We start from the raw sequence: 12,273 nt of genomic DNA, 5'->3' as shown, positions 1-12,273 counted from the left end.
AGGAATTCTTAAAGTTCGATAAGCATTTAGAAGTAAATCTGAAGTTTCAGATTCGTTGTTCTACTAAGTTATAAAGGGATTAGCGAGGCTGCAAATCAACTCCTTTTGTATACAATGTTATGGGGATTTCAACTGAAATCTTTACAATTTCAGTTGATTATCTACACTCTCAGGAATTTCTTCTTTGTTGTGAGTTACAAAAACAAGGGTTTTATTTGGCTGTGCACAATAAGCATTTACTACCTTGTTACACAATTGCTTATATTTCTCATCAATACCTTGGTAGGGTTCATCTAAAATGAGAAGAGGAGGATTTTTTACCAACGCTCTCAAAAAGCAAATTAATCTTTGCTCACCAGATGAAATTCTTAAGAAATATTTATCAATTAAATGTTCAATTTGAAAAACCTTGAAAAAGTATTCGGCAATTTTAGTCTGCGCTTCTGAACACTTTCTGTAAAGTCCTACACTATCGAAAAAGCCAGATTCTACTACTTTAAGGCAAGACACATTTTTTCTGTAGTACAAATGCATCTCAGAGGATGTGAAACCAATGCGTTTTTTTATGTCCCAAATGCTTTCTCCGGTTCCTCTTTTTCTGTCGAATAAAGTGAGGTTTTTATTGTAAGAAGAAGGATTATCTGCAAATAAGAAACTGAGCAAAGTTGATTTACCAGAACCATTGTTACCTAATAAAACCCAGTTTTCTCCCTTTTTTATCGTCCAATTTACATTCTGTTTCACCACATTTTCTCCATAAGCAATATCGATGTTTTCCATCTTAGAAACTTCTTCAAAATCTGCTTCTGTGGTTGCCGGAACTTTAGACCAATCTATCTCAGTAGAGATATTTTCTGATTGGAATTTAGCTTGCATCTCTTCTACCCCTGCCTTTTCAGCAGAAATAATTCTTCCACCTTCTAACTGCAAAGTATGCGTAGTGGCTATTGGCATATCGCTAACAGAAGGTACCAAAAAGAATAGTTGTATACCACTCTCACTCAATGCAGGAAATACTTCGTCTAAATGCTTGCGCGATGGAATATCCAAACCAATAAATGGATTATCGAAAATAAGTACTTTGGGCTTTTCTAGTAGTATTTTACCTATTACTAATTTTCTTAGTTCACCACTCGAAAGTTGGATTAGCTTGCGATCCATCAATTTATGTAAATCGAGAATATCTGCGATTTTATGTAAAACATCTGAATCGATTTCATCTTCATGAAAAATTTCTGCTACACTAGGCGCATCATCTCCATAACTATCGAATCGCTGCTGGTAATACATCTCCTTATAATCGGCAAGTGTATATACAGAATCAAAACTGATAGTTTTAAAATACTGACGTGGACCGCGATAATTATTTTCGGCTATTGCTTGCTCACGATCGTAAAAAGCATAATCTATACTCCCTTTTACAAAGCTAAAATGGCTAGCAAGTACTTCTGAAAAGCGTGTTTTACCACTTCCATTACTTCCTAAAATTGTCCAGATTTCGCCTTTGTTAATTTCCCAGTTAAATGGTTCTGGAAATGGAGAATTGGGAATTCTTGGTACTGCATTTTGGAAGTGAATGTAAGAAGTCATTTGAATGTTTTTATATGCTGGTTTATGCGAAATTTTTAATTTGTGATGCAAAAGTAATTATCAAATTCAATTAGTGACCATTGAACTCCAAAAACTACATCATTTCGCTTAGCACATTATATGACTTCTTACCACTAACAATATTAATTATGCAGCATCCTGCATATTGAAGGAGCCAAAATGAGAATCAAGTAGATTCCACAATTCTTCGAAAGTAATTTCAAGCCTGCTATCCGATAGAATCATTATAATCTTTTCTTCTTTTAACAATTTGGCGTTTTTACTACCTAATTTGCCCATGTTATATTGTGAAATATCTTTCACCTTAATTCCTATAGAGTCTTTATCAATTAATAGAATGTGATCAACATTTGTCCATTCTACTAAACCGATAATTTTACCATAATAGTCGTTCTTAAAAATTCCTCGATCACTAACAACTAAACCAGTTTGATCTTTACCATACAAATGCATTACTTCTGCTGCCAACACTAAAAAAGAAAAACCTGCTGCCAGAAAAAGTAAAATTGCGGTAAAAATTCTAAATGAACCGGTTTCAAAAATTAGCCTGAGCATATTGCTGCTAAATAGAAATACTACAGCATAAATTGCTATTTTTTTTAGCCTTTTCTTTTTACTGAATAAAATAATAGATTCCATTAACCATAAATCAATATAAAACAAGAAATCGTAAACTGCCTCAAAATCACTTTAAAGGCAATTTACGAAGTCACGAAAGACCGTTACGATTATTTTATAGGAGTCCTATTTTATACGTTATTATAGAAAAAATAGCATTTTTTCAGAACAAATCGACATTTGGCCATTCTGTTGTTGCATCATTTACAGCTTTCCAAATAAGGCCATCCATCTCATTGATAAAAGCTGAATTTGCACTTCTTGTGTTACAAAGAACCACCCAATTATATCCGTTTGATGCCCTAACAATCTCAGTAGCAGTACCCGGTAAACTGCCAACATGCCACCAGTTATTTGCACTATTTACTCCCCAACCGCAAGCGTAATTGGCATAAGCAGATGAAGCGTTCGTCATGGTGTTGATTGATGAAGTTTCTAAAATGTCTGGTATTGTATTGTAATTATCTACATGCACCAAAAACTTAGCAAGATCAGTAGCATTAGAAATCCATCCACCATGTGCATCCATTCTTGTAATATTGTAGATATATGGATTCTGGCTACTTTGTCCATAATATACCACCTCATTTTCTTTTTGATCTTCTAGTGTATTTCCTGCTATTTCCATCCCATAAATGCCGGCAGGTTCGAGTACATTTTCTTTAACCCAAGTTTCATATGTTTCACCAGTCACTTTTTCTATTATCCTACCAAGTACACAATAGCCAAAATTGGAATAATCGTAATGAGCTCCCGGCTGGTAGTCTAAAGGTCTGTTGTCTAACACCCAAGAAATTAATTCTGCTTGAGTCATTTCCTGATTTGAAAACATTGGATCGTTTACGCTATTTCCCCAACCACCAGCAGTATGGTGTAAAAGATGACTTAAAGTAATATCAGTTATTCCAGAATTGTAAGGCGTTGAACCATAATCTGCTCCTAAAATGTTTCCTTCGCCAAACACCTTCTCATTAATTGATAATTTACCCGCTTCAATTAATTTAAATATTGCAACACTCGTAATGGGTTTAGAAACACTGGCAATTCTAAAAAGGCTATTATTACTTACTGCAATATTGTTATCCGTATCTGCTATGCCATAACTTTTTGCATAAACCAGGGCTTCTCCTTTTGTTATTGCCACAGACATTCCCGGTACATTATAAGTAGCCATAAAGGTGTTAATCACATCGTCTACTTGTGAAATACTAGAAGTTGCATCTACCGTAATACTCACCGATTTAGTTTCTGTATCGCTTAAGCTTCCACTTTCTACTGTAAGTGTTACCTGATAAGTACCAGTTTCTGTATAGCTATGTTCTGGGTTTTGCAAATCTGATATACCCCCGTCTCCGAAATTCCATAGGTAAGATTCTATATTTTGCGAAGTTGAAGTAAAGCTAACTATTGTTGGAAGTGTGCCCTCATTGGCGATATTAAAGGAAAAAGCAGCTATTGGTTTCGTTGTGGGATCGTCTTCATCATCGCAAGCTGCCAATAAAATAAGTATAATGCTAAATATTAATCTCAGTTTTAAAATGTCTCTCATCTTTCAATTTTTTTTAAACAGGTAATTTGTCAATCATCTGTTTATCGCTAGCTAAAAGAGATGGTCATCAAGAATTTTAAAAAAATCTTAGAAATCTTTCTAAAATCAGCGATTTACATAAGTCCCCCCGTTGTTAGCCTTATGTAAATCAATATTGAATTTACCTATATTTTGATAGTAAAAACTTCATGAAATAAGCTCATAAAAAGGCAATTAAACCGAGATAATTACATTTTGAGAATAAATGATGGATTTGATTTTTAAATCGAGAACAGTACTGTTCATGCGTTCGTCAAAGAATAATTACTCTATCAATAAAATACAAAACAATGCTTATTTATAGATTGAAAAGACTCACTCTGCTGTGCTTTTCTATTTTTTTATTTTTTGCCATTGCTGCTCAAATCAAACTTTTTTATGAGCCACAAAATGAAAAAGTATTGAAAGCTCAAAGTATTTCTTTAAGCTATTATGAAGAAAATCAAAAAATAGATATTCAAGATAAAGATGCCCAATACAATATTTTAAAGCTTTCTGCTCCATATTCTAAAAATGAAATAATCGGAAGCTGGTTACAGATCAAATCATTTACCGAACAATCTTTAGTTTATGCTGAAAATGCAGATTATGGTAAAAAGGGGTATTACCATCTTTTAAACCTAAAAAAAGATAATCGCTACGAACTTTATTATTCATATAAAAACAAATCTGGCAAATGTATGCTACAAACTAAAATTGCAGAAAGTGGTTCATTTTACATATTAAACTCAGAAATTACCCTCGCACCTGAAAGGTTTTATGGTAACAACACACATTGTAATAGACTTACTAAGGTTGATGAAAAAGAACCTATAAATAGACGATTTGTAATGGCTCTGGCAGGTGATAAAAAGCATATGGTGCTTAAAGGAATCAACTTCGAATACACTATTTGCACCAAAAGTGAATTTATGGAAGGTTTTAAAAAGATCAATTAGCCTATTCAATTAGCACTCACTAAAGGTTCAGTCATTTTTATTTATAAATTTGCAATCCAAATAAACGAATTATAAAATTTGACTGAATTGAAAGGTTTGAAATACCCTTATAATATATACACTATATTTTTTTCTATACTGGCTTTTTTGTTTTCATGTAGTAATGATGTAGAACAAAATAACAGCAGTCCAAATCAAGAATCACAAACTTTTGAATGGAAGCAACCAAGTATTGAGTTTGCAAGTGGTTTTTCTTTAGAGTACTCCGACACTTATAAAATCTTAGATGTTTTTTCGCCATTTCAAGATGCAGAAGATACCCTACATTACATACTTGTTCCTGAAGGAAACGCTGTTCCAGATCAATTTAAGACTTACCAGAAAATTACCATTCCAGTAAAAAGAATGGTGCTTACTTCTACCACTCACATTGCAATGGTTGCCTATTTGGAAAAACTAAATGCAGTAAGTGGCATTACAGATTCGGCTTTTATATATAGTCCAAAAGTGAAGCAGCTTTTAGAAAGCGGTAAAATAAAAGAGGTGGGTAAAAATGGTGCTTTAAATAATGAAGTAATAATTGCAGCAAATACAGATTTGGTAATCTCTGGCGCATGGAGCAGTGCCGCTTTTGAAACTTATAGACCTTTAATTGATGCTGGCATTCCGGTAATGATTAATGCCGAATGGACAGAATCTCATCCACTTGGCAGAATGGAATGGATTAAAGTATTTGGTGCTTTGTTTAATATGGAAGATAAAGCTGAAGTACTTTTTAATAAAAGTAAAACGCAATATTTAGAGCTAGCAAATAAAACTAGAGATGTAGTAGAAAAACCATCAGTAATTAATGGAACTCCATACCAAGAAGCTTGGTCAATTGCTGGCGGAAACAGTTATGTAGGAACACTCTTTAAAGATGCAGGTGCAGATTGGCACTGGGCAAACGATACTTCTCAAGTAAGTTACCAATTAGATTTTGAATCAGTATATCCAATTGGGCTAGAAGCAGATTATTGGATTTCTCCGGGTAGAGCTACCGATCTTACAAGTCTCCAAACCATTGATGAAAGGTTTAAAGATTTCAAATCATATAAAGAGCAAAAGATTTTCAATTTTCATAATAGAGCCAATAAAAATGGAATGTATGATTATTACGAATCTGGTGTGGTAAAACCAGAAGTAATTTTAGCCGATTTAATTAAAATTCTGCATCCAGATTTAATACCAGAACATGAGTTGTATTACTTTAAAAAAGTAGAATAAGCAAATAAAAAGCTTGAACAGAAGATGGGAATATTGGACAGACAAAAAGACGGGTATGCTAAATTGCTTTTTTTACTGCTGATTGGTTGCATTATTTTTTTTGTAGCCGAAATTGCATTAGGCTCAGTAAATATTCCGCTTTCTGCATTAATCGATATTCTTCTACAAAACAAAGCTGAATCTCAAGCTTGGACATCCATTATTCTCAATATCCGATTTCCTAGAGCAGTTACTGCATTTTCTGCGGGAGCAGGTTTAGCTGTAGCAGGCTTATTAATGCAAACATTATTTAGTAATCCACTTGCTGGTCCATCGGTGTTAGGAATTAGCTCGGGAGCTAGTTTTGGAGTAGCTACAGTTTTGTTAGGTGCAGGAAGTTCTATCACCCTACAAACTTTAAGAGAAATGGGGATTGCAGGTAGTTGGTTAATGGCAGGAGCTTCTGCCTTTGGAGCCAGTGCCGTGTTGCTACTTGTTCTATTAATCTCATTTAGAGTGAAAGATGCTGTAGTTTTACTAATTACAGGATTGATGATTGGCAATATGACATTAGCAATTGTGAGCATCTGGCAATACTTTAGTGCACCTGAGCTTATCAGAGATTATTTGTTATGGACATTTGGCAATCTTGGCAATGTAACTGGGCACCATTTATTCGTGATGAATATTTGCATTTTGCTAGGAATAATCGCTGCATTTTTAATTTCAAAACCACTTAACATGCTTTTGCTAGGAGAAAATTATGCAAAAAGCATGGGTATGCACATCAAAAGAAATCGCATTTTAATCATTATAGTTACTGGGTTACTTACTGGAAGCATCACTGCGTTTTGTGGTCCTTTGGCTTTTGTTGGCATTGCTGTTCCTCATTTAGCCAGAGGATTAGTTAAAACATCAAACCATTTAAAACTTATCCCAGTTTGCGTACTTTGTGGTGCTTTGGTAATGATTATCTGTGATTTAATTGCCAGACTTCCTGGAAGCAGTAGCAGTTTGCCAGTAAACGCTGTTACTTCGTTAGCTGGATCTCCTGTGGTAATCTGGGTGATTTTAAAAGGACAAAACTTGCAAAGAAATTTCCGTTGAAGCAATATAATACCATATTATACACCCAAGATTTACACTTAGGGTACAAGCATAAAAATAAACCTATCCAACTGCTAGAAGAGACTCTAAATCTTGAACTTAAACAAGGTAAGTTTACTTGCCTTTTAGGCCCTAATGGAAGCGGTAAGTCAACATTAATTAGAACTTTAGCTGGTTTACAAGATAGCATCACTGGAAAAGTAATGCTCAACGATACTGATATTCATCAAATAGATTTAAAAGAAAAGTCTTTTTTGTTAAGTATGGTTCTCACCGAACAACCTGCCACCACCAATATCACTTTACAAGAATTAGTAGGCATGGGAAGATACCCATACACCGGATGGATGGGGAAGTTTTCGAAAGCAGACCTTTATAAAATTGATGAAGCTATTGATGCAACCAATCTTAAATATTTAAGAGAGAGAAAACTTTGGCAACTGAGTGATGGTGAGCGCCAAAAAGCAATGATTGCAAGAGCCCTTGCCCAAGATACACCTCTGGTTATGCTCGATGAACCTACTGCCCATCTAGATGTAAATAACCGTGTTGAGCTTATGTATTTGCTAAGAAAACTTAGTCATGAACTCAACAAATCAATTCTACTTTCTACCCATGATTTAGATATTGCACTCCAATGTGCCGATGAATTTTGGCTGATGCAGCCATGCCAAAAAATAGTAAGTGGAACACCCGAAGATTTAGTACTTAAAGGTGAATTTGAGAATACTTTTTTTGGTGATAAATTCAAATTTGAACCTCAAAATGGCACATTTAGAATTAAAGAAGAGAAAAAGAACAAAATTCGATTAGTAGGTAATGGTTTACATTATTTCTGGACAAAACATGCTCTAGAAAGAAATGGCTTTGAAATTATAGAAGACACCTCTCATTGTGAATTGCTTATAAAGATTGAAAAAGACAGTAATTTTTATTGGAATGTGTTTAAAAAACAGGAATTAATTGGTAAATATCCCTCTATAAATGGACTGATAAATAACTTGCTAAATATTGGTTAAGTAAAATTTAATTCTATTTTTATTGAAAAATTAGAAATATATTTACTTAGTTAGACACTTATCAAACTTTTTATAAAAGTGTCAAAATGCTAAATAAATTGGTATATCAAGGTATTAAATACCTCAAAAAATGAGTTATTTAAATATAGATTATAGTAAAAGCTATAATTCTAATACCAGCAATTAACAAAAAAGCTGATTTTTTAAGCTAAATAATATTTACTGTCTACAAACTTGCACATAGTGCTATGAATATTGATAATGAATCACTAAGCCAAAAATTACCATACCAATATCTGGAATCTATAATTGAACAAAGTATGGCAGGCTACTGGGATTGGCATATCCCAGAGAATTATGAATATCTGAGCATTGAATTCAAAAAAATGTTCGGTTATGAAGACCATGAATTAGAAAACTCTCCGGAAACCTGGCAAAAGCTTATCCATCCTGATGATCTTGATAAAGTAATGAAAAACTTTGAAGATCATATTGCCAGTAAAGGTGCTATCCCCTATCACAATGAAGTTCGGTATTTTCACAAAGATGGCTCAATCGTTTGGGTAATTTGTAATGGTAAAGTTGTAGAGTGGAATGATGAGGGTAATCCATTACGCATGATAGGCTGCCATATTGATATAACAGAGCTTAAAGAGAAAGAACTGAATATATTGAATCAAAAGCAGTACACTGAACTGATAATAAAAGGGATACATGCAGGTGTTTGGCAGTGGGATATAGAAACCGGAGATGAGCAATGGTCTGATAAGTTTTATGAGATTATTGGATATAAAAAAAATGAGATAAAAGCTTGTTACGAGAGCTTTTTAAACCTTCTTCATCCAGATGATAAAGAGCTTGTCTTGAAAGCAGTAGACAATCATTTGGTTGATAGAATTCCTTACGAAATTGAAATCCGTCTTAAACAAAGGAGTGGTAAATACATTTGGGTAACAACCGCTGGGCAGGCTTTGTGGGATAACGAAGGTAAGGCCCTAAGAATGGCAGGCTCAATCATAAACATCAGCAATCAGAAAAAGGCATTTTCTAATCTAAATGATTACAAAATGTTGTTTGACTTAAGTGAAGATCCGATGTGTATTAGTAAAGACACTGGTTGTATCATTCATTATAATCAGGCATTTAAAAAATTAATAAAGCTGAGTGATGAGAAAATAAAAGAAAAGGGATTTCATGAATTGTTAAATATTAGGGTAACAGATAAGCCTAATTTTAGTTTGAGTGAAGCTTTTAAAGAAACAAATACACTCCGATTCGAAAGTATTCATCAGGTTAACAAAAACAAGATTAATCAATATCAATGGGCTGCAACTTTAGATTCAAACACCAATCAGGTTTATTATGTTGCCAATGATGTTACCCAAATAAAAGATAAAAAAAGGGCGCTTCGAAAAACTGCTGAAATTTTAAATGAATCTCAAAAAGCAGCAAAAGTCGGACACTGGGAAGTTGACCTCATAGAACGCACCCTATACTGGTCTGAAATGACTAGAGAAATACTTGAGGTAGACGAAAATTTTATCCCTACAATAGAGTTGGCACTAAACTTTTATGATGAAGTATCTAAGCCAATTATCTCCAAAGCCATCGAAGAAGCAAAGTTGGGTAAAGCTTGGGATGAAAAACTTCAAATTATTACTGAAAATGGAAATAAAAAATGGATAAGAGCTATAGGTAAGCCTTATTCAAAAGATGGGAAAGTAATAATGATAAGTGGCATTTTTCAGGACATAACAGAAGATATAGAACGAGAATTTAAGTTGATAGAAGAAAGTAAAAAAGCTGAAATGGCTGCTAAAGCCAAGGAGAATTTTCTTTCTACCATGTCGCACGAGATAAGAACTCCACTTAATTCTGTTATCGGAATGTCTCATTTATTAATTGAAGAAAATCCGAGAGAAGATCAATTATCCAGATTAAAAACACTAAAATTTTCTGCGGAAAACCTACTTTCACTAATTAATGATATTCTCGATTTTAATAAAATAGAAGCTGGACAAATCGATCTTGAAGAAATCGACTTCAATATTCTTGACCTTATAGAAGGGATACATTCTGTAATGTCTTTTAAAGCCGCAGAAAAAAATATTAAGCTTAAACGAATTATAGACCAACAGTTAACTCCATTTTTAATTGGTGACCCTGTGAGGTTTACACAGATTTTAACCAACCTTGTAAGTAATGCAATTAAATTTACTAATGAGGGCAGTGTTAAAATGACACTGGAATTAGAAGAAGAAAATGAGCATGAAGTAGAGCTACTTGTAAGTGTGAAAGATACCGGAATAGGCATCGAAAAAGACAAACTGGAAGCAATTTTTAATAGATTTACACAAGCCGAAAGTGATACTACTCGTAGATTTGGAGGAACTGGCTTAGGTTTATCTATCACCAAAAATTTACTTCAATTATTCAGAAGTGAAATAAAAGTAAAAAGTAAGTCTGGAAAAGGCACTGAATTTTATTTTTATATCACTTTTAAAAAGAGCACAAACCGGAATTTTGCTGCTTTAAAAGAAAGAGAGGGTGGACAAGTATATATTTCGAGTAGAATTAAAAATGATCTCAAAGATTTACAAGGGGCAAAAATTCTACTAGTTGAAGATAATCCAACTAACCAGATGGTTGCTTCACAATTTCTTTCTAAATGGAATGTAAATCTCGAAATAGCTTCAGATGGGTTACAAGCATTAGAAGCTTTAAAGGATAAAAATTTCAATATTATTTTAATGGATTTACAAATGCCAGAGATGGATGGCATTGAAGCTACTAGAAAAATAAAGCAATTATATCCGGAAAAATATAAGAAAATGAGAATAATAGCACTCTCTGCTGCTGCAATTACTTCTGTAAAAAGAGAAGTTTTTTCTGCTGGTATGGTAGACTTTATTCCAAAACCTTTTAATCCAGAAGAATTTTATGATAAAATAAACAAGCATCTCTTTTTAGGAGAAATGACTTCATTTTCTAAATCAGAGAAGAATGATAATAAAAATTCTGACGAAGAATTCTATTACTTAAGCTTAGAAAAGGCAAATGAGCTTAAGCAATTAGGTACCAAGTTTTTGATCAATTATCTTAAGCTTACATTAAAAGAAATAGATGAGTTTAATAGTAATTATTGCAAAGCTTTAAGAAATAAAGATACCGACGTATTAAGCAAAGTGAGGCATAAAGTTAAATCAAATTTTGATCAGTTAGGATTAGAAGAACTTAAAAAAATAACAAATAAGCAGAGTAAGTTAAAAATTAGCAGTTTAGAATTTGAGCTAATTAACGATTTCTGTTCTAAAATAGAAGAAGTTTGTCAACTGACAAAAACTGATGTTAATAGGTTAATAGATAAGCTCTCTAAGAAAATTCAATAGAATAATTTTTAAAGTTTGTGGGTGAAAAACTACTTTGAAAACTCAACAAAAGTATGGTTTTCACCTGCCAACTCTTCCTCAATAATTCTCGTGATAACCTTCCAGTCACCACCTGCCAAACCAGCTCCAATAGCTGGATAAGCTATACTTAGTCCAGAGTATTGTTCCTTAATTTTCTTGAAACAACTTTTAATTGCTTCATAATCAGCTTTTTGCCCATTACCTCTCCAATGATATTGTGTATAAGCATTTACGATAATTAATCGCTTATTATTTACCAATTTATCTGCAAAACTGATGGATCCTAATTTTTCTTTATCTCCTTTTTGAGTTTCTAAATCTGCTTTATAAGCTTCTGGAAATTCCTGTTTAATCAATTTTGCAATGCCAGCTCCCATAGTACAAAAACAGTTACAACCATGAATAATTACGTCAAATTCATTTTGTAAAGCTAATGACACTAAATCTCCCTTAACTGTTTTCATTTAAAATACTATTTGATATTTCTATTCTATCAGCAAATCTAATACATCTTACTAAAGCTGCTATGTATAATGCTTAGCTTTTGTAATATAAACGCTTTCAAAATTTATTAAAATCTCTCCCCTATTTCTTTAAATCTCTAAAATGAAAATCAATCCTAATTTTCTAGGCTAAAAATGATTGTATCGGTTAAAATATTTTCTGAAAAAATATATCTTATATTGATTTATGAAAAAGCATGAATAACTATTGTTAAAATACAAATGATAATTAGA

General features: G+C 33.0%; 9 protein-coding genes. 5 read left to right on the top strand and 4 right to left on the bottom strand.

The window, feature by feature from the left end:
* Positions 1–141: 141 nt before the first annotated feature.
* From OQ292_RS28850 to OQ292_RS28840, 3 genes are all read right to left on the bottom strand, one after another.
* On the bottom strand, positions 142–1,590 hold the full coding sequence (locus tag OQ292_RS28850; protein ID WP_284687776.1) for an ATP-binding cassette domain-containing protein: 1,449 nt from the start codon (positions 1,588–1,590) through the stop codon (positions 142–144).
* Between the two features lie 147 nt (positions 1,591–1,737).
* Complete coding sequence (locus OQ292_RS28845) at positions 1,738–2,250, bottom strand: hypothetical protein (RefSeq protein WP_284687775.1); 513 nt, start codon at positions 2,248–2,250, stop codon at positions 1,738–1,740.
* Between the two features lie 142 nt (positions 2,251–2,392).
* Positions 2,393–3,778, bottom strand: a complete 1,386-nt coding sequence (locus OQ292_RS28840; protein WP_284687774.1) for a serine hydrolase — start codon at positions 3,776–3,778, stop codon at positions 2,393–2,395.
* Between the two features lie 329 nt (positions 3,779–4,107).
* On the opposite strand from OQ292_RS28840, the gene OQ292_RS28835 reads away from it, so the two are divergent.
* From OQ292_RS28835 to OQ292_RS28815, 5 genes are all read left to right on the top strand, one after another.
* A complete protein-coding gene (locus tag OQ292_RS28835) occupies positions 4,108–4,755 on the top strand; it encodes a hypothetical protein (protein ID WP_284687773.1) in 648 nt (215 codons plus the stop codon).
* A 78-nt stretch (positions 4,756–4,833) separates the two neighbouring features.
* The gene (locus OQ292_RS28830; protein WP_284687772.1) at positions 4,834–6,021 is read left to right on the top strand and encodes an ABC transporter substrate-binding protein; all 1,188 of its coding nucleotides are present in this window, start codon (positions 4,834–4,836) and stop codon (positions 6,019–6,021) included.
* A gap of 24 nt (positions 6,022–6,045) precedes the next feature.
* Positions 6,046–7,107 (top strand): iron ABC transporter permease, encoded by a 1,062-nt coding sequence (locus OQ292_RS28825; RefSeq protein WP_284687771.1) that lies wholly within the window; start codon positions 6,046–6,048, stop codon positions 7,105–7,107.
* Entirely contained in the window at positions 7,104–8,126 is a 1,023-nt protein-coding gene (locus OQ292_RS28820; RefSeq protein ID WP_284687770.1) for an ABC transporter ATP-binding protein, read from the top strand. The genes OQ292_RS28825 and OQ292_RS28820 overlap by 4 nt, the downstream gene beginning before the upstream one ends.
* A 248-nt stretch (positions 8,127–8,374) precedes the next feature.
* Entirely contained in the window at positions 8,375–11,515 is a 3,141-nt protein-coding gene (locus tag OQ292_RS28815) for a PAS domain-containing hybrid sensor histidine kinase/response regulator (RefSeq protein WP_284687769.1), read from the top strand.
* Between the two features lie 29 nt (positions 11,516–11,544).
* On the opposite strand, the gene OQ292_RS28810 is transcribed toward OQ292_RS28815, so the two are convergent.
* Complete coding sequence (locus OQ292_RS28810) at positions 11,545–12,000, bottom strand: macro domain-containing protein (protein WP_284687768.1); 456 nt, start codon at positions 11,998–12,000, stop codon at positions 11,545–11,547.
* Between the last annotated feature and the right edge of the window lie 273 nt (positions 12,001–12,273).

Source organism: Chondrinema litorale (genome assembly GCF_026250525.1).
Classification (GTDB): Bacteria; Bacteroidota; Bacteroidia; order Cytophagales; family Flammeovirgaceae; genus Chondrinema; species Chondrinema litorale.
This window is presented reverse-complemented; position numbering and strand designations above follow the sequence as displayed.